Origin of the sequence: Neorhizobium sp. BETTINA12A, assembly GCF_023006485.1 — a bacterium.
In the GTDB taxonomy this organism is placed as follows: Bacteria; Pseudomonadota; Alphaproteobacteria; order Rhizobiales; family Rhizobiaceae; genus Neorhizobium.
In genome coordinates this window covers 1-20128 of record NZ_JALBGW010000051.1, presented here as the reverse complement: position 1 = coordinate 20128, position 20128 = coordinate 1, and the positions used below count along the sequence as shown (strand labels likewise).

12 protein-coding genes are annotated in these 20128 nt (G+C 63.2%); all 12 read right to left on the bottom strand.

The window, feature by feature from the left end; all coding sequences use genetic code 11:
* Positions 1-226: 226 nt before the first annotated feature.
* Positions 227-1855, bottom strand: a complete 1629-nt coding sequence (locus tag MOV61_RS14795; RefSeq protein WP_247137103.1) for an alpha-D-glucose phosphate-specific phosphoglucomutase — start codon at positions 1853-1855, stop codon at positions 227-229.
* 2 nt (positions 1856-1857) lie between these two features.
* Positions 1858-3315, bottom strand: coding sequence for a glycogen synthase GlgA (gene glgA / locus MOV61_RS14790; RefSeq protein ID WP_247137102.1), 1458 nt, complete (start codon positions 3313-3315; stop codon positions 1858-1860).
* Between the two features lie 6 nt (positions 3316-3321).
* Complete coding sequence (gene glgC / locus MOV61_RS14785) at positions 3322-4584, bottom strand: glucose-1-phosphate adenylyltransferase (RefSeq protein ID WP_038545199.1); 1263 nt, start codon at positions 4582-4584, stop codon at positions 3322-3324.
* Between the two features lie 19 nt (positions 4585-4603).
* Positions 4604-6814: a 1,4-alpha-glucan branching protein GlgB gene (gene glgB / locus MOV61_RS14780; protein ID WP_038545195.1), complete on the bottom strand. Its 2211-nt coding sequence runs from the start codon at positions 6812-6814 to the stop codon at positions 4604-4606.
* Positions 6814-9276, bottom strand: coding sequence for a glycogen/starch/alpha-glucan phosphorylase (locus tag MOV61_RS14775; RefSeq protein WP_247137101.1), 2463 nt, complete (start codon positions 9274-9276; stop codon positions 6814-6816). The genes glgB and MOV61_RS14775 overlap by 1 nt, the downstream gene beginning before the upstream one ends.
* Before the next feature lie 199 nt (positions 9277-9475).
* Positions 9476-10714, bottom strand: a complete 1239-nt coding sequence (locus MOV61_RS14770; RefSeq protein WP_038545190.1) for a TadE/TadG family type IV pilus assembly protein — start codon at positions 10712-10714, stop codon at positions 9476-9478.
* A 126-nt stretch (positions 10715-10840) separates the two neighbouring features.
* Complete coding sequence (locus MOV61_RS14765) at positions 10841-11722, bottom strand: transglutaminase family protein (protein WP_247137100.1); 882 nt, start codon at positions 11720-11722, stop codon at positions 10841-10843.
* Positions 11722-14133 (bottom strand): circularly permuted type 2 ATP-grasp protein, encoded by a 2412-nt coding sequence (locus MOV61_RS14760; protein ID WP_247137099.1) that lies wholly within the window; start codon positions 14131-14133, stop codon positions 11722-11724. Before MOV61_RS14760 ends, MOV61_RS14765 begins: the two co-directional genes overlap by 1 nt.
* An 8-nt stretch (positions 14134-14141) precedes the next feature.
* Positions 14142-17480, bottom strand: a complete 3339-nt coding sequence (locus tag MOV61_RS14755) for a DUF2126 domain-containing protein (RefSeq protein ID WP_247137098.1) — start codon at positions 17478-17480, stop codon at positions 14142-14144.
* A 139-nt stretch (positions 17481-17619) separates the two neighbouring features.
* The gene (locus MOV61_RS14750) at positions 17620-18786 is read right to left on the bottom strand and encodes an ABC transporter permease (RefSeq protein ID WP_247137097.1); all 1167 of its coding nucleotides are present in this window, start codon (positions 18784-18786) and stop codon (positions 17620-17622) included.
* Positions 18783-19736 carry an ABC transporter ATP-binding protein gene (locus MOV61_RS14745; protein WP_247137096.1) on the bottom strand — a complete coding sequence of 318 codons (954 nt, stop codon included), beginning with the start codon at positions 19734-19736 and terminating at the stop codon, positions 18783-18785. Before MOV61_RS14745 ends, MOV61_RS14750 begins: the two co-directional genes overlap by 4 nt.
* A partial coding sequence (locus MOV61_RS14740; RefSeq protein ID WP_247137095.1) for an HlyD family secretion protein occupies positions 19733-20128 on the bottom strand: 396 nt, incomplete at its 5' end. The genes MOV61_RS14745 and MOV61_RS14740, both read right to left, overlap by 4 nt.

Here is a 20128-nt window from a genome sequence, read left to right as displayed (position 1 = left end):
GGTTTTACCCCCCTCTGCCCTGCCGGGCATCTCCCCCACAAGGGGGGAGATTGGCAGGAGGCTTGACCGATCGTCCCACGTCAAGGAAGACGGCAGCCGAAAGAGAAACGTTCAAGGAGGGCGAGGTGCTGCAACATCCGATCTCCCCCCTTGTGGGGTAGATGCCCGGCAGGGCAGAGGGGGGTAAAGGCATCCATCGGCCTCCCGATTTGAGCGCGAGAAGCCATCAGGTAATCACGGTCGGCTTGTCGCGGCCTGTCCTCTTGCGCAGATCGGAAATCTGGTCGGCAACAGTGATGAGGTCGGCCAGCGCTTCCTGGGTGTCGATCGCGTGGCGTGACGGATCGAGCTCGTAACGCTCGACATAGACACGGATCGTGGCGCCCGAGGTGCCGGTGCCGGAGAGGCGGAAGACGACGCGGGAGCCGCCTTCGAAGAGGATGCGGATGCCCTGGTTCTTGGAGACCGAGCCGTCGATTGGATCGTGATAGGCGAAGTCGTCGGCCGTTGCGACCTTCAGCGCACCGAACGACTGGCCGGGGAGGGTCGCCAGCTTGTCGCGCAGAGCGGTGATCAGCAGGTTGGCGGCTTCCGAATCGACCTCTTCGTAATCGTGGCGGGAATAGTAGTTGCGGCCATATTCGGCCCAGTGCGACTTGACGATCTCCTCGACGCTTTCGTTGCGGGCGGCCATGATGTTCAGCCAGAAGAGCACCGCCCAGAGGCCGTCCTTTTCGCGCACGTGGTCGGAGCCGGTGCCGAAGCTTTCCTCGCCACAGACAGTCGCCTTGCCGGCGTCGAGCAGGTTGCCGAAGAACTTCCAGCCGGTCGGGGTCTCGTACATGCCGATGCCGAGCTTTTCGGCGACGCGGTCGGCGGCAGCACTTGTCGGCATGGAGCGGGCGATGCCGGCGATGCCGCGGGCATAGCCCGGCGCCACGGTGGCGTTGGCGGCGATGATCGCGAGACTGTCGGACGGGGTGACGAATATGCCCTTGCCGACGATCATGTTGCGGTCGCCGTCGCCGTCTGACGCGGCACCGAAATGCGGGCCGTCTGGGCTCATCACGTCGTCATAGAGTTCCTTGGCGTGGACGAGGTTCGGGTCCGGGTGGTGACCGCCGAAATCCGGCAGCGGCACGGCGTTGCGCACCGAGCCCTCCGGCGCGCCGAGGCGGTTTTCGAGGATCTGCCGGGCGTAGGGGCCGGTGACAGCGCCCATCGAATCGATGACGACGTCGACGCCGCTGGCGATCAAGGCGCGGATCGACGGGAAATCGAAGAGCTGCTCCATCAGCTCAGCATAATCGGCGACCGGGTCGATCACCTCGACCGCCATGCCGGCGACGTCGAAGGAGCCGATCGCGTCAAGATCGAGATCGACGACATCGGCGATCTTGTAAGTATCGATGACCTTGGAGCGGGCGAAGATCGCGTCGGTGATCTTTTCCGGGGCCGGACCGCCATTGCCGATATTGTACTTGATGCCGAAATCCTCGGTCGGGCCGCCGGGATTGTGGCTGGCCGAGAGGATGATGCCGCCGAAGGCCTTGTACTTGCGGATGATGTTGGAGGCGGCGGGCGTCGAGAGGATGCCGCCCTGGCCGACCATGACCTTGCCGAAGCCGCTGGCTGCGGCCATCTTGATCGCCTTCTGGATGACCTCGCGGTTGTAATAGCGGCCGTCGCCGCCGATCACCAGCGTCTGGCCCTCGAAGCCTTCGAGGCTGTCGAAGATCGACTGGATGAAGTTCTCCGCATAGTTCACTTGCGCGAAGACCGGGACCTTCTTGCGCAGGCCGGACGTGCCCGGCTTCTGATCCTGATAGGGAGTGGTGGTGACGGTCTTGATCATGGTCAGGAACCTTTTTTGGCAATGAGGCTGGAATAGAGGCCGGCATAAAGTCCGGCGCTCCTTTCCCAGGATACATCGGATTTCATGCCCTGCTTCTGCATCCCCGTCCAGACCTTGGGCTGATGGTAGAGGCCAACGGTGCGGCGAAGCGCCCGGCGCAGGTTGTCGGTGGTGACCGGGCTGAAGGAGATGCCGGTGGCGGCCTTGGCGGCGATCGCGGCATGGCTTGCGTCGATGACGGTGTCGTTCAAACCGCCGGTGCGGGCTACGACCGGAATGCAGCCGTATCTGAGGCCGTAGAGTTGGGTGAGGCCGCAGGGCTCGAAGCGCGAGGGGATGACGATCGCATCGCAGCCCGCCTGCATCAGGTGGGAGAGCGGCTCGTCATAGATGGAGAGGACGGCGACCTTGCCGGGGTGGCGTTTGGCTGCGGCATGGAAGGCGTTTTCGAGCGCCCGGTCGCCGGAGCCGAGCACGGCGAGCCGCCCGCCCATCGCGACGAGGTCGTCGAGCGTTTCGGCCAGCAGGTCCATGCCCTTCTGCCAGGTGAGCCGCGAGATGACGCAGAAGAGCGGTCCGGCCTCCCGGTCGAGACCGAAGCGCTCAGTGACCGCCCGCTTGTTCTCGGCGCGGGTCTTCAGCGTGGTGGCGTTGTAGTGGGTTTTCACGGCGGGGTCGGTCGCCGGGTCCCAGATATCGGCATCGATGCCGTTGACGATGCCGTGCAGGTCGCCCTGGCGGATCGTCAGCAGGCCTTCGAGGCCCATGCCAAATTCGGGGGTGAGGATCTCCTCGGCATAAGAAGGGCTGACGGTCGAGATTGCCCAGCTCGTCTGCAGCCCGGCTTTCAGGAAACCGACACCGCCGAAATATTCGACGCCTTCGATGCTAAAGGCGTGCGCCGGCAGATCGAGATAGGGGAAGATGTCGGCGCCGTACTGGCCCTGGAAGGCGATGTTGTGGATGGTGGTGAGCGTCGGCACTTCGGGCTCGTCGGAATAGCGCATGTAAGCCGGCACCATCGCTGCCTGCCAGTCGTGGACGTGGACGATATCAGGCCGCCAGCCGCCATCGCCGTCCGCCATGGCGCCCTGGGCGATCATCGCACCGGCCTTGGAGAGGGCAGCGAAACGACGCCAGTTGTCGAAATGATCCTTGCCGGTCGCATCGGCATAAGGGCCGCCCGGGCGGTCGAAGAAGACTGGCGAATCGAGGATCAGGAGATCGAGCCCCTGATGCTCGACTTCGAGCAGATCGGCCCTGGCGCCGAGCAGGTTTTCGAAACTCAGGCGGAGCTTGGCGCCCTTGACGGCCCGCATCACGGCCGGATAACCGGGCATCAGCGTCTTGACCGAAACGCCATGGCCTTTCAGCGCCAGCGGCAACGCCCCGGCCACATCGGCAAGTCCGCCGGTCTTGACCAGCGGATAGACTTCGGACGCAACCGAAAGCACTTCCATAACGCGTTACAGGTCCAGTTTGTCGATCATCGTCTGGGTGATCAGGCAGATGCCGTTTTCGGTGCGCCGGAAACGCTTCGCATCGATTTCGGGATCCTCGCCGACCACCAGGCCCTCCGGAATGGTTACACCGTGATCGATGACGACATTGCGAAGCTGCGCGCGTCTTCCGATCCGGACGTTCGGCAGTACGACCGCGCCCTCAAGGCGTGAATAGGAATTGGCGCGTACCCCGGTGAACAGCAGGCTGCGATTGAGCGACGAACCGGAAATGATGCAGTCGCCTGAAACGACCGACGAGGTCGCCGAGCCGCGGCGGTTTTCGTCGTCATGGACGAATTTCGCTGGCGGGGTGATCTCCGCATAGGTCCAGATCGGCCAGGACTTGTCATAGATATCAAGCCCCGGAACGATTTCGGTCAAGTCGATATTGGCCTGCCAGTAGGCGTCGACCGTGCCTGCGTCGCGCCAATAGGGTTCGCGCTCGAAATCGGACCGAACGCAGCTATCGGCGAACCGATGGGCGACCGCTTTGCCGTGCTCGACAATATAGGGAATGATGTCCTTGCCGAAGTCGCGGCTGGAGCCGGGCGTTTCGGCGTCGCGCTTCAGCACGTCCATCAGGAACTTGGTGTGGAAGACGTAGATGCCCATCGAGGCGAGCGCGAAACCGGGATTGCCGGGAATGCCGGGCGGATCGGCGGGCTTCTCGACGAAGGCGATGATCTCGTCCTTCTCGTTGACATGCATGACGCCGAAGCCGGTGGCTTCCATGCGCGGCACTTCCAGGCAGCCGACGGTGACCTGGGCGCCGCTGTCCACATGCTGCTGGAGCATGTATTCGTAGTCCATCTTGTAGACGTGGTCGCCGGCGAGGATGACCATGTATTCAGGCGCGTAGGCCTCGATGATGTCGATATTCTGGAAGACAGCGTCGGCGGTGCCTTCGTACCATTGCGTCTCGGAGACGCGCTGGGAGGCGGGGAGGATGTCGAAGCTCTCGTTGCGTTCGGGCCGGAAGAAGTTCCAGCCGCGCTGCATGTGGCGGATCAGCGAATGCGCCTTGTATTGCGTCGCCACACCGATGCGGCGGATGCCGGAATTCAGGGCGTTCGACAGTGCGAAATCGATGATGCGCGCCTTGCCGCCGAAATAGACCGCCGGCTTGGCGCGGCGGTCGGTGAGTTCCTTCAATCGGCTGCCGCGACCGCCGGCAAGCACATAGGCCATGGCATCGCGCGATAGAGGCTGAATTCTTTTCTCGTTCATCGTTCCCTCCCAAGGTCCCTTATGCTTGTTCCAGTTCGAGCATGATCGTCGCGAGCGGCGGTAGCGTGACTTCGGCCTGGATGGTTCCTCCCGCGTTCACAGCGTGAACGCGACCGCCATTGCCTTTGCCGCTGCCGCCGTAGATCTCGGCGTCGGTATTCAATATTTCCCGCCATCTGCCTTCGATTGGCAAGGGGATACGGAAATTCTCACGATAGACAGGGGTGAAATTGCTGATCACCGCCACGGGCTTTTCTCCCGGCGACATACGCAGCCAGGCATAAACGGAATTTTCCGCGTCGTCGGCGATCAGCCACTGAAAACCTTCGCCCTCGCAGTCCCGGGCATGCAGTGCGGGTTTCGAGCGGTAGCAGAAATTGAGATCGCGCACCAAGCGGCGCATGCCCTCGTGCGGATGGTACTGGAGCAGGTTCCAGTCAAGCGAGCGGGCTTCGCTCCATTCGCTCCATTGGGCGAATTCCTGGCCCATGAACAGCAGCTTCTTGCCGGGATAACCCCACATGAAACCGTAATAGGCCCGCAGGTTTGCGAATTTCTGCCAGTCGTCGCCGGCCATCTTGGCGATCAGCGAACCTTTGCCGTGCACCACTTCGTCGTGGGACAGCGGCAGGACGAAATTCTCCGAATAGGCGTAGAGGAGGCCGAAGGTGAGTTCGTGGTGATGGTGTTTGCGGTGGATCGGTTCACGCTGCAGGTAGCTCAGCGTGTCGTGCATGAAGCCCATATTCCATTTGAAGCCGAAACCGAGGCCACCCTCGTGGACGGGTTGCGAGACCTTCGGCCAGGACGTGCTCTCCTCGGCGATCGTCATCACGCCCGGATGGGCGCCATAGGAAAGCGAGTTCATCCTCTGCAGGAAGCGCACCGCTTCGAGGTTTTCGCGCCCGCCATATTCGTTCGGTACCCACTCGCCCTCTTTGCGCGAATAGTCGAGATAGAGCATGGAGGCGACGGCATCGACGCGCAGGCCGTCGAGATGGAATTTTTCCGACCAGTAGAGCGCGTTGTTGACGAGGTAGGAGAGGACTTCGTTGCGGCCGAAATTGTAGATCGCCGTATTCCAGTCCGGGTGGAAGCCCTGGCGCGGGTCGGCATGCTCGTAGAGCGCCGTGCCGTCGAAGAAACGCAGGCCATGGGCATCGGTCGGGAAATGCGCCGGCACCCAGTCGAGGATGACGCCGAGACCGACTTTGTGGCAGCCGTTGACGAAGCGGGCAAACCCTTCCGGCTCGCCGAAGCGGGCGGTCGGGGCGAAAAGCCCGGTCGTCTGGTAACCCCAGGACGGGTCGAAAGGATGTTCGGTGATCGGCAGGAATTCGATATGGGTGAAGCCCATGTCGGTGCAATAGGGGATCAGTTCCGAAGCGAGATCGTCCCAGGAGAGGAAGGAGCCGTCCGGCTTTTTGCGCCAGGAGCCGGCATGCACTTCGTAGATCGAGATCGGCTGGCGGCGGTGGTTCGCTTTTTCCCAGAATTCCCGGTGGGCGGCATCATCCCATTTCTGGGAGAGTTCGGGTGCAGTGACCGAGGCGGTGTTGGGCCGCAGTTCGGCACGCCGGGCATAGGGATCGGCCTTCAGCGGCAGGAGCTTGCCGTTCTTGCCGACGATCTCGAACTTGTAGGCAGAGCCGGCCCGTACGTCGGGGGCGAAGATTTCCCATATCCCGGTATCGACGCGCAGCCGCATCACGTGTCGGCGACCGTCCCAGCCGTTGAAGTCGCCGACGACGGAAACGCGCTTGGCGTTCGGCGCCCAGACGGCGAAGTGGAAACCTTCGACGCCCTCGTGTTTCAGGGCATGTGCGCCCATCTTGTCGAACAGGCGCAGATGCGAGCCTTCGCGGACGAAATAGTCGTCCATCGGGCCGAGCACCGGGCCGAACGTATAGGGGTCCGTCACCGCCCATTCGTCATCGCCGCGGCGGGCGCGGTAACGGATCGGCTGGAGATGGGTGGCGTTGACGACGCCCTCGAAATATCCGGCGTCGTGGCGGCGCTTCAGTTCTCCGAGTTCGGTGCCATTCAGCGAAAGGGCGGTGACCGCCTCCGCTCCGGGCACGAAACAGCGAACCCTGAAACCATCCCCGAGCTTGTGGAGCCCGAGGACGGCAAAGGGATTGGTATGCCTGCCTTCCAAAATCGCCTCGATCTCGGATAACGGAATCTCGCCTGGGGCTCTCCCGTCATCGACGCGCGGCGATTTTTTCATCAGGCTCTCCAGATTTCCGACGCATACTGACGAATAGTTCTGTCCGAGGAGAACCATCCCATCCGGGCGGTATTGCGAATTGTCTTCGAATACCAGGATTTAGGGTCGGACCAAATTTGGTCAACGTTACGCTGGGCTTCCGCGTAGGCGTCGAAATCTGCGGCGACCATGAACCAGTCATGATTGTAGATGCCGTCGATCAGGCCGGTGAAGCGGGAGCGGTCGTCCGGCGAGAAGACACCCGTGGCGATCGCGTTGAGCGCCTGGGCCAGTTCACGCGACTTCTCGATGATGGCGCGGGGCTGGTGGCCTTCTTCGCGCACCTTGGCGACTTCGTCGGCAGTCATGCCGAAGATGACGATATTTTCCTCACCGACATGGTCGCGCATCTCGACATTGGCGCCGTCGAGCGTGCCGATGGTCAGCGCGCCGTTCAGCGCGAACTTCATGTTGCCGGTGCCGGATGCTTCCATGCCGGCGGTTGAGATCTGTTCGGAAAGATCCGCGGCTGGAACGATGATTTCAGCGAGCGAGACGTTGTAGTTCGGCACGAAAACGACCTTCAGCAGGCCGCGGACGGCCGGGTCGTTGTTGATTGTGCGAGCCACGTCGTTGGCGAGCTTGATGATCAGCTTGGCGTTGTGATAGCTCGGCGCCGCCTTGCCAGCGAACAGTTTTACGCGTGGGACCCAGTCCAGTTCGGGATGCGAGCGGATCTGGTCGTAAAGGGCGACGGCTTCGATGATGTTCAAAAGCTGGCGCTTGTATTCGTGGATGCGCTTGATCTGGATATCGAACATTGCCGACGGATCGATGCGGATGCCCATGCGGCTGCCGACGAGATTGGCGAGCTGCACCTTGTTGGCCCGCTTCACGGCGGCGAACTTCTCCTGGAACGCCTTGTCGTCGGCATGGGCATTGAGCCCCTTCAAGGCATCGGTATTGTCTAGGAACTCGTCGCCGATCGCTTCCTGAATGAGCGAGGTGAGACCCTGGTTGCATTGCATCAGCCAGCGGCGCGGGGTGATGCCGTTGGTCTTGTTGTTGATGCGGGCCGGATACATCGTGTGCAGGTCGGCGAACACCGTGACCTTCATCAGGTCGGTGTGCAGGGCCGAGACGCCATTGACCGAATGGGAGCCGACAAAGGCAAGGTTGCCCATGCGGACGCGACGGTCGCCGCTTTCGTCGATCAGCGAGATCGAGCGGATCTGGGTATCGGAGAAGCTCTTCTGCTTGCGCGCCTCGATCAGGATCAAGGCGTTGATCGCATAGACGATCTGCATGTGGCGCGGCAGAAGGCGTTCGAACAGCGGCACCGGCCAGGTTTCCAGCGCTTCCGGCAAGAGCGTGTGGTTGGTGTAGGAGAAGGTCTGGCGGGTGACAGACCAGGCCTGCTCGAAATCCATGCCGTGGATGTCGGTCAGGAGGCGCATCAGCTCGGCGATCGACACGGCCGGGTGGGTGTCGTTGAGCTGGATCGCGACCTTCTCGTGCAGATTGGTGAAATCCGGATATTGCTGCAGGTGGCGGCGCAGGATGTCCTGAAGCGAGGCCGACGAGAAGAAGAACTCCTGGCGCAGGCGCAGTTCCTGGCCGGCCGGGTTGGCATCTGCCGGGTAGAGGACTCGGGTCAGGCTTTCGGCCTTGTTGCTTTCGCGCAGGGCGCCGATGTGGTCGCCGGCGTTGAAGGCATCTAGCAGAATCGGGTCGATCGGCTGGGCCGACCAGAGGCGCAGCGTGTTGACGCGCTTTCCGCGCCAGCCGACGGCTGGCGTGTCATAGGCCATGGCGATGACGCGTTCGGCCGGCTTCCAGACATAACGCGGCGTCTCGTCGTAACCGCCGACCGTCTCGACCGTGCCGCCGTAACCGATCTCGTAGGAGCTTTCGCGGCGTTCGAATTCCCAGGGGTTGCCGTGGGCGAGCCAGCTTTCCGGAAGCTCGACCTGCCAGCCGTCTGCCATCTGCTGACGAAACAGGCCGTGTACGTAGCGGATGCCGTAGCCATAGGCCGGGATGTCGACGGTCGCCATGCTCTCCATGAAACAGGCAGCGAGCCGGCCGAGGCCGCCGTTGCCAAGTGCGGCATCCGGTTCCAGAACCGCAATCACGTCGATGTCGACGCCGAGCGAAGACAGCGCGTCGCGGATTTCCTGCATCAGGCCCATGTTGCTGACCGCGTCGCGCATCAGGCGGCCGATCAGGAATTCGAGCGACAGGTAATAGACGCGCTTGCCGCCGGTTCTATAAACCTTGCGGGTCGATTCCATCCAGGTGTCGATGATGCGGTCGCGCACCACCAGGATGGTGGCGGTCAGCCAGTCGTGCGGCTTCGCCACCTTCGCGTCCTTGCCGATACGGTAGGTCAGGCGCTCGATGATCTCTTCCGCCATGATTTCGGGGCGAGAGCTGCGGGGGGCCGGCTGAGGAATTTCGACCGGAGAAGACGTGTTGTTCATATGTCGCCAACTTTCTGGGGAGCGGGAGGAAGGGCGTCCGATTCAGTCCATCTGGCATGATGTATAGAGACAGTTTATGCACCGTTATGACACTGCGCAATGACCGATTTATCTTTGCGTGTATCGGCTGGACAAGACCAACGAAAAACGCCCCGCCGGTGAGGGCGGGGCGTTTTTGCGGCCTTTCTGGAAGGCAGGTTCAGTTGGTCAGGCGGGTACCCGTCTTGGCGGCCTTGCGGGCGATCTCGCCGAAGCTCTCGACCAGCGTCGTCATGTCGTCCGGTTCGTAATAATATTCGGCCTTGCCGCTCGAGCAGTATTCGAGCAGGCTCTTGCCATTGGCCGGGGCCATGAAGGCGATCGTGTAGATCTTGATGCCGTCGGTCTTGGCCTGATCGCAGATGCCACGCACCTTGGTATCCAGCGTCTTGTTCCAGCTCGAGCTGTTGCCGGTCATTTCTCCATCCGTCATCAAAACGATGAAACGCTCGAAGGAGGTGTTCTTCTTGCTGTCGTGCGCGGTCTTTTCGGTGGCATTGGCGGCCTTCAGCGCGTTGACGGCGTTGGTCATCGCGCCACTGGCGTCGGTACCGCCATCCGGGACGGCCGGCAGCTTGTTGACATAGGTGGACACGGCGGTTGTGCCCCAGTCGATTTTCTGTTCAGTCTTGGTCTTGTCGTCGTAGCTGTCGGCGCCGACGCGGATCAGCTCGTTGCCGGGGTCGGCCTTCTTGAGTTCCGCGAACATCACTGCGGCCGCGGTCTTCAGCGACAGCATCTTGGACAGGTAGTTCGGCACGGTCCTGGTGCAGGTCTTGTACTGCCAGCCGGTGGAGCAGTCGTAGCTTTCCTGCTTGGTGGGGTTGGTCGGGTCGACCGTCGTCGTATCCCAGGCCATCGAGCCCGATTCGTCGAGCGCCAGATACATGGAGAGCGCATTGCCTTCGCGGCCGCTCGCAGACTTGCTGTCGACGCTGACACGCATGGTGGTGAAGCCGACGAACGACGTCAGCCCCGTCAGCGGCACCTCATAGGCGGACTTCATGCTGACTTCGTAACTGGCCGCAGTGTTCGAGGTCGTCGCGATGGTCGCAAGGGCTGTGGTGTCTTTCTCGATCTTGGCGATCGCGGCGTCCTGCTCAGCGGTAGGCAGGCCGGAGTTCCGGATGTCGGCCTTCTTGGGCCCAAGCAGGAAATTCTTGGCGAGGGTCTGAGCCTCCTCAACCGTCATGGTGCCCTTGTCGGCCATGGCGGCCGCGGCGGCGAGCGTGGCGCTGTCGGCGAGCGCCTGCAGCTTGTTCTTTTCTTCCATCACGTGGGTCAGATCGACCGCGACACCGCCTACAGCCAGCAGCACAGGAAGCATGGCTGCCGTTATGATGCCGAAATTACCTGCGCGGTCCTTCACCAACCGCCCAAAAAGCGTGTGCCTCATCATAGCCCCCAGATCCGTTCAATTCATTTGAACATCTATGGGTGTATTCCTGGCGGGTATAGGAAGGTTTAAACCATTCGTTGCAATTTTAGCGGACCACAGAAATCAGCGCCAAAACGGGGCGGGATTTCATGATTTCAGTGGAATGACGTCGACGGCTTGCTCGGCTTTTTGGTTTCCGTAACCTTTGAGCATGCCGATGACCGGGGCGACGTCGGAATAATCGCGGCCGTAACCGACGACGATGTGGTCGCTGCCGGCCGGAATGTTGTTTGTCGGATCGAGTTCGATATAACCCATGGTCTCGCCGCACCAGATCCGCACCCAGGCGTGCATGGCGTCGGCGCCTTCGAGGCGTTCCTTGCCCGGCGGCGGAATGGTGCGCAGAAAGCCACTGACATACCCGGCCGGAATGCCGAGGCTGCGGAGCGCGACGATCATGATATGGGTGAAATCCTGGCAGACGCCGCGCTTCAGCCGGAAGGCTTCCTTCGGCGTGGTGTCAACATTGGTCGCCTTGGCATCGTAGGTGAAGTCCTTGTAGATGCGGGCGCAGACGGCGAGGGCGATCTCGCGCACCGTCTGGCCGGGCCTGGCGATCTCGCGGGCATAGGCCGCGATCAGCGGCTCTTCGGCAAGCCGCGGGCTGGCGCCCGTCAGGTGATGGGGCGAGGCGGCATCGACCGACCAGAAATCCGCCAGTTCGTCGGCGAGCGTCGTCAGTTCCGGCGACAGGTCCGCGGTCATCGAGGTGGCTTCCACCATGACCCGGGCCGGCATGCGGATGTCGAGCGTTTCGTGCGGCGCGCGCAGCAGCACGGAGGTCGCCGGTTGGCCGAAGAAATCGACGAAGGTGGTCCGTTCCTCGGCATTCGGGCCGACGGTGATCGAGCCGGCGATCAGCCGCTGCCGGTCGGGCAGCGACAGTGGCAGCAGGCGGATGACGTGGCGGGCGCCCGAGGCCGGCACGTCGTAGGTATAACCCATGTGAAGCGAGAGATCGTAGAGCATCAGCTGAAATAAGTCTGGCCGAGAATATCGGACAGCTTCTCCATCTCCTGTTCGAGCTTGCGGTAGGTATCCTCGCTCATGCCTTCCGGGGTCATCACCGCAAGGCCGGAATGCAGCCGCATCGCCTCGCGGTAGAAGGGCGACATCTGACCGTTGACGAAGGCGTTCGGCAGCTGTTCCACCTCGGTGCGGATCTCGTTCAACTGGAAGAGGATCGAGCGCGGATTGAGCGGATCGAGCCCCAGGAGGTCGGCGACCGTCAGCCTCGCGGTGGCGACGTTGTAGCGGCGGCGATGGGTCATGACGCTGTCGCCGATTTCGAGCAGCATGTCGAGTGAGCCGTCCGGCGCATCCGGGCCGGACATGTGGCCGAGCAGGCGGGTCATGTGCATGCCGCGTTCGAGATGACGGCCGATCGACAGGAAGCGCCAGCCGGTGAAACGGTACATGTTTTCATGCACCAGACCGGCAAAGCCCGCGAGCTTGCGCAGGAGGATGGTCATGGCATGCGAGGCGTCGTCGCCGGCATGCACGGTGTCGTGGAAGCGGCGGGCGGTCTTGGCAAGATCGGTCAGCGCCAGCCAGCCATCCGGCGAGAAGCGGTCGCGGATGTTGCTTGCCGAATAGATGGCGCTGTCGATGTTGCGCAAAAGCGTTGCCGGCACCGCCTTCACCATCTCGATGTCGGTGCCCTTGAGGTAGCGGGTGACGTCGGCGAGCAGCGGCGCGTTCGGATCGGCGGATTCGGCATAACGCTGGTGCCAGGCGCGCAGGATGCGCAGTGCGCCTTCGGCCCGCTCGATATAACGCCCCAGCCAGTAGAGATTGTCGGCGGCGCGGCTCGGCAGGCTGCCGGGCATGTTGCGGGTGAAACTCTCCTCAGGCGGCAGAAGCGTCGCCCTCGCGACCGGCTTGTCGCTGACGATCCAGACGTCGGCCGCAGCCCCGCCGGACTGCATGGCGATCGCCGCTACGTCGTCGCCAGCGCCGATGCGGGCAAATCCGCCCGGCATGATCTGCCAGCCGTGTTCCGTGCGGGCGGCGAAGACGCGCAATGACATCGGCCGCGGGGTGAGCTTGCCGTTGACATAGACGGGCGTCGTCGAAAGCGTCACCACTTCCTGGCCGACCAATTTGGCGCCTTCGGTCGCCAGCCATTCGCCGACCGTTTCCTTGGCGGTCTTGCGCAACGACGAGCCGAGCACCGATTGGCCGTTGTCGTCGAAGAAGGGCAGTCGCGAATAGGCGGGGCCGATGACCATCCGCTCGATATTCTTGGCGACGTGCTCGCGTTCCTTTTTCTGCCCGCACCACCAGGTGGCGATCGAAGGCATGATCAGGTCCTCGCCGATCAGCCGCCGACAGACGGTCGGCGCGAATGCCAGCAGCGCGCGGGTTTCGAGAATGCCGGAGCCGAGCGCGTTGACGAAGGTGAGCGCGCCGGCACGTAGCGCCTGGACCATGCCGGGGGTGCCGATATGGGAATGCTGGTTGAGCTCGAGCGGATCCGCGTAAGCTGCATCGAGACGGCGCCAGAGCACGCCGACCGGCTTAAGGCCGGCGACGGTGCGAACCATGACGCGGTCGTTGACGACCGTCAGGTCTTCGCCTTCGAGCAGCATGAAACCGAGATAGCGGGCAATATAGGCGTGTTCGAAATAGGTCTCGTTGGCGGGACCGGGCGAAAGCACGGCAATGCGGTCGTCCGGGTGCTGCTTGTGAGACTGCAGCGCATCGCGGAAGGCACCGAAAAAGGAGGCCAGCCGATGGACATGGCTCTCGGCATAGATGTCAGAGAAGGCGCGGGTGGTGGCGACGCGGTTTTCCAGCGCGAAACCGGCACCCGACGGCGCCTGGGTACGGTCGGCAAGCACCCACCAGTTTCCGTCCGGGCCGCGTCCGATCTCGAAGGAGCAGAAATGCAGGTAGTGACCGCCGACCGGCTTGACGCCGACCAGCGGGCGCAGGAATTCGGAATTTCCGGCAATCAGCGCGGGCGGCAGGAAACCTTCCTGCACCAGCTTGTTCTCACCGTAGATATCGGCAATCAACGCTTCCAGAAGATTGGCGCGCTGCACGAGGCCCTTGCAGACGGTCTCCCATTCCCGGCCGTCGATCAGCACCGGCACGTGGCTGATCGGCCAGTTGCGCTCGCCGCTCCCCTGAGCGCCGTAGGTGCGGTAGAAAACGCCGGCATCGCGCAGGTAACGGTCAGCGCGGGCGAAACGCTCGCGCAGCTCGCCCTCGGTCATGCGGCCGAGATGGGAGATCAGGTTGCGCCAGACCGGCCGGATCTGGCCGTTCGCGTCGAGCATCTCGTCGGCAACGCCCGGCAGCGCGGCATAACCAAGCAGGGGATCGCGAGCGATCCCCTCTTTTGCCTTGCGTTCGGTTGCCGGTGTCTTGGACATCGGGCGTTTCAGACTCCTTGCGGCCGGCGCAGATCGAGCGTCAGCGGGAATTCGGGCGACGGCGTTTCGGCCAGAAGCGTATAGCTTCCAGCGGTATGCCCCCATGGTTCGAACCGGGCGAGCCGGCGCGCTTCCGCCTCGTTGCCGTTGACCGGGAAGGTGTCATAACTACGCCCGCCCGGATGGGCAACGTGATAGATGCAGCCGCCGATCGAACGGCCGGACCATGTATCATATATGTCGAACGTGAGCGGCGTATTAACCGGCAGGACCGGGTGCAGGCCGGCGGACGGCTGCCAGGCCTTGAAGCGGACGCCGGCAATCGAGACGCCGGACGTGCCGGTGCCCTTGAGCGGCACGGCGCGGCCGTTGCAGGCGACGGTATAGCGGGCCGGATTGGTGGTTTCGAGCCGGACCTGGAGGCGTTCCACCGACGAATCGACATAACGCACGGTGCCGCCGATGGCGCCTTGCTCGCCCATCACGTGCCAGGGTTCGAGCGCCTGGCGCAGTTCCAGCTTGGAGCCCTCGTATTCGACCTCGCCGAAGAAGGGGAAGCGGAATTCAAGCTGCGCCTCGAACCATTCGGGACGCAGGTCGAAGCCGTTTTCGCGCAGGTCCTGGAGGACGTCCATGAAGTCCGCCCAGACATATTGCGGCAGCATGAAGCGGTCGGCGAGCGCCGTTCCCCAGCGCACGAACCGGCCCTGCAGCGGGTTCTTCCAGAAGCGGGCGATCAGCGCCCGGACCAGCAATTGCTGGGCAAGCGACATGCGGGCATTCGGCGGCATTTCGAAACCGCGGAACTCGACGAGGCCGAGCCGTCCGGTCGGGCCGTCCGGCGAGAACAGCTTGTCGATGCAGATTTCCGAGCGGTGAGTATTGCCGGTGACGTCGGTCAGAAGGTTGCGGAACAGCCGGTCGACCAGCCACGGCAGTGGCGGAGCACCCTGGCCGGGCGCCGGCACCTGGGCAAGCGCGATCTCCAGCTCGTACATCGAATCGTGGCGGGCCTCGTCGATGCGCGGCGCCTGGGAGGTCGGGCCGATGAACAGGCCGGAGAACAGGTAGGAGAGCGACGGATGGCGCTGCCAATGGAGCACCAGGCTCTTCAGCAGGTCGGGGCGGCGCAGGAAGGGGCTGTCGTTCGGGTTGGCGCCGCCGACCACGACATGGTTGCCGCCGCCGGTGCCGGTGTGGCGGCCGTCGATCATGAACTTGTCGGCGCCGAGGCGGCTCTGGCGGGCTTCTTCGTAGATCGCGGTGGTGATCGACACCGTCTCCTTCCAGCTGGCGGCCGGATGGATGTTGACCTCGATGACACCGGGATCCGGTGCGACGCGGATGACGTTGATGCGCTCGTCATGCGGCGGCGCATAACCTTCGATATGGACGGGAAGGCCGAGTGCGGTGGCGGCGTTTTCGGCAGCGGCGATCAGTTCGAGATAGTCCTCGATCTTTTCCACCGGTGGCATGAAGACGCAGAGCCTGCCGTCGCGGGCCTCGACCGAAATCGCGGTACGCACCGCGCCGCCGATTTCGCCGAGTGTTTGCTCGACGCGGCCGGGATTGGCGGCGTCGCCTGCCTTGAACGAGGATTCAGGCATGGCGCGGCCGGCCGGGATGATCGCCTCGGGCAGCGGCTGGCGGGGGATCGAGGGGTCGGCCTCGTGGATATAGGGAAACTGCGACGGTGGAACATAGGGCAGGGTGCCGAGCGGCAGGCGGTAACCGACCGGGCTGTCGCCGGGCACGAGGAAGATCTTGCCACGGCGCGTGCGCCACCTCTCGCTGATCCAGCGTTTAGCCGCCGAGCTTCCCGTGGCCTGCGCGTTCCATGCCTGGACGGGTAGGACATAACCGCTGGCACTGGTCAGGCCGCGTTCGAAGACACGGGCGATGCGGTTGCGCTCCTCCGGATCCTTGAGTTTGGAATTGGACGGATCGACATTGTCCGGCAGGTTGCCTTCCTTGATGATCCATTCCGCCGGATCCTCATAGGCCGGTACGACCATGTCCGGGGCAATGCCGAGTTCGCTTGCGATGCCGGTCAGGAGCTTGGCGGAATCCTGTTCGCCGATGCCGTAATCGCGGCCCTCCTCGGCGACGAGGTCGGGATTGGTCCAGATCGGCCGGCCGTCCTTGCGCCAGTAGAGCGAAAACGTCCAGCGCGGCAGAGTTTCGCCCGGATACCACTTGCCCTGGCCGTAATGCATGAAGCCGCCGGGCGCGAAACGCTCGCGCAGCTTGCGGATCAGGATGTCGGCCTTTTCGCGTTTGGTGGGGCCGACGGCATCGGTGTTCCATTCGCCGGATTCGAAATCGTCGATCGACACGAAGGTCGGCTCGCCGCCCATCGTCAGGCGTACGTCCTGCGCCTTCAGCACGCGGTCGACCTGTTCGCCGAGGTCGTTCAGCGCATCCCAGGATTCGTCGGAGAAGGGTTTGGTGATGCGCGGATGCTCTGCGACGCGGTTGACCTTCATGTCGAAGGCGAAGGAGGTGTCAGCCTCTCCGAAATAACCGCCGGAGATCGGCGCTGCGTTGCGGAAATGCGGCGTGGCGGCCAGCGGAATATGGCTTTCACCGGTCAGAAGCCCGGAGGTCGGGTCGAGGCCGACCCAGCCGGCGCCGGGGAGGTAGACTTCGCACCAGGCATGCAGGTCGGTGAAATCGACTTCGGTGCCGGAGGGACCGTCGAGCGCCTTCAGGTCCGGGGTGAGCTGGATGAGGTAGCCTGAGACGAAGCGGGTGGCGAGGCCGAGATGCCGCAGGATCTGGACAAGCAGCCAGCTGGTGTCGCGGCAGGAGCCCATGGCGGAAGTCAGCGTCTGTTCCGGCGTCTGCACGCCCGGCTCCATACGGATGACATAACCGATCGCCTGCTGCAGGCGGGCGTTGATGCCGACGATCATGTCGACCGTCGGCTGACCCGGGGACATGTCGAAAGTCTTCAGATAATCGACGAGCGCCGGTTCCGGCGGCTCAGGCACCATGTAGATCGACAGGTCCTCGACCAGTTCCGGCGGATAGCTGAACGGCCATTTCATCGCGTCCTCTTCGACGAAGAAGTCGAAGGGATTGTAGACCGTCATGTCGGCGACGAGATCGACCTCGATCTTGAACTCGGTGACGGGGTCCGGAAAGACAAAGCGGGCGAGGTAATTGCCGTAAGGGTCCTGCTGCAGGTTCACGAAGTGATTGGAGGGGGTCACCTTCAGCGAATGGCTGAGCACCTTGGTGCGCGAATGGGCGGCCGGTTTGAGGCGGATGATCTGCGGTCCGAGACGGACGGGCTTGTCGTACATGTAATGGGTAAGGTGGTAGATACTCGCCTTGATCGACATACTTCCCCTTGCCGGCCTTTACGCTGACCGATCGATGATCGTTGCCGGGATTTTGTGCAATGCACGAGAATAAAGCAAGGCGTATTCCAAGCTTATCGCGATGCGGCAATACTGGTGAAATACGTAGGGTTTGCGGCCTTCAATCCAGCGTGCGGCGGAAACGGCGGACCGCGATCAGCATGGCGACGGCCATCAGGCCGGCGAGCGCCAGCGTGTCATAGGCCAATGTCTCGATGCTGGCACCCTTCAGCATCACCGCGCGGACGATGCGGATATAGTGGGTGAGCGGCAGCGCCTCGCCGATCCACTGCGCCCAATTCGGCATGCCGGCGAACGGGAACATGAAGCCGGAGAGAAGGATGTTCGGCAGGAAGAACATCATCGCCATCTGCATGGCCTGAAGCTGGTTGGCGGCAACCGTCGAGAAGGTGTAGCCGATCGACAGGTTGGTGATGACGAAGAGGGCGGTTGCGGCGGTCAGCGACAGGGGATCGCCGAGGATCGGAACCCGGAAGACAAGGACGCCGACGCCGATGATCACCAGAGCCTGGATGAGGCCGATCAGTACGTAAGGCGCGATCTTGCCGAGCATGATCTCCAGCGGCTTGATCGGCATGGAGAGCAGGTTCTCCATCGTGCCGCGCTCGACCTCGCGGGTGACGGAAAGGGCGGTGAAGATCAGCAGCGTCATGGTCAGGATCGTACCGAGCAGGCCGGGGACGATGTTCAAGGTCGAGGAACCGGCCGGGTTGTAGCGGCGGTGCTGGACGATCTGGAAGGCGGGCTTTACCGGCTCAGTGAAGGCGACCTGGCGGTCGTTTTCGAGCGCGGTCGAGATGATGCCGGAGAGTGCGCCGAGCGCTGAGCTGGCAGCGACCGGATCGGTGGCGTCTGCCGCGACCAGCAGCGAGGGCGAATCGCCGCGGCGCAGCGACCGCTCGAACCCTTCGGGGATTTCGACGACGAACAGGGCCTTTCCGGACTGCAGCAGGGCATCCATGTCCTCGGCGCGGGTGACGACGGTCTTCACCTCGAAGAAATCGGTGTTTTTCAGCGCGGCCAGGATCGAGCGGCCGACATCGCTGTTTTCGCGCATCAGCACGGCGGTCGGCAGGTTGTGCGGGGTGGTGTTGATCGCAAAGCCGAACAGGAAGAGCTGCATGATCGGCAGCATGACCATGGTCGCGAGCGTGATGCGGTCGCGGGTCATCTGGATGAATTCCTTGACCGTCATCGCCCAGAAGCGGCCGAAGGAGCTGCCGCCCGAAGAGCCATTGCCGTTGGTATTGCTGGGCGCCGGGGTCATTTGAAATTGTCCTCCGAGCGGCGCATCAGGTCGATGAAGGCGTCTTCGAGCGTCGGCTCGCCCTTTTCCCATTTGAGGCCGGGCCTGTCGCGATAGGGAGCGATCGCCTGTTCGAGAGCCGCGGCATCGCGGCCGGCGACATGCAGGCTGGTACCGAAGGGAGCGATCATGTCGATACCGGGTGCATGTTCGAGTTCCGCTTGCAGACGGTCGGCGCCCGGGCCGGAGACGGTGAAGGTGACGAGGCCGGTGCCGGCGATCACCTCGTCCACCGTGCCTTCGGCGAGCAGTTTTCCGTAGGCGATATAGGCGATCTCGTGGCAGCGCTCGGCCTCGTCCATATAGTGGGTGGAGACCAGCACCGAGAGGCCGTTGGCGGCAAGCGCGTGGATCTCGTTCCAGAAGTCGCGGCGGGCCTTCGGGTCGACGCCGGCGGTCGGTTCGTCGAGGAGAAGAAGTGCCGGTTCGGGCAGGATGCAGGCGCCGAGCGCGAGGCGCTGTTTCCAGCCGCCGGACAGTTCGCCGGCCAGCTGCTTCTCGCGGCCCTTGAGTCCGAGGCGTTCGATGGCGGCGGTCGCCTTGCCGCGAGCGTCGGAGAGGCCGTAGACGCGAGCGACGAATTCGAGGTTTTCGCGGATCGACAGGTCCTGGTAGAGCGAGAATTTCTGGGTCATGTAACCGACCCGACGGCGGATGCGGTCGCTCTCGGTCAGAATGTCGAAGCCGAGGCAGGTGCCGTTGCCGCTATCGGGCGTCAGGAGGCCGCAGAGCATGCGGATGGTGGTCGTCTTGCCGGAGCCGTTGGAGCCGAGAAAGCCGTGGATGCGGCCCTTCTTCACCGACATGGAGAGGTCGTCGACCACCTTGCGGCCGCCAAAGCTCTTGGTCAGGTGATGGACGTCGATCACGGTTTCCGGAGCGTCGACTTCGTAGGTTTCGGCGGCGGTCATGGGCGTGGCCCAGGCAGGACGTCGACCGGCTGGCCGGGGCGGAGCGCCTTCGGGTCGGTCGGGATGGCCTCGACGCGGTAGACGAGTTTTGCGCGCTCTTCGAGGCTGTAGATTTCCGGCGGCGTGTATTCCGCGTTCCTGGCGATGAAGCTGACTTTTGCGTCGGATGGCCGGCAGGCGTCGCAGGTGACACGGACCGGCTGACCGAGCGACAGGCGGGCGATCTCGGTTTCCGGCACGAAAAAGCGGATGCGGACATTTTCGGGAGGCAGGAGCGCGACGATCGGCCGGCCGGCGGGAACGACTTCGCCGTTCCTGTAATAGAGCGTCTCGATGCTGCCGGCGGCGGGTGCCGAAACCGAGCGACGGGCCAGCGCCGCCTGCGCCGAAGC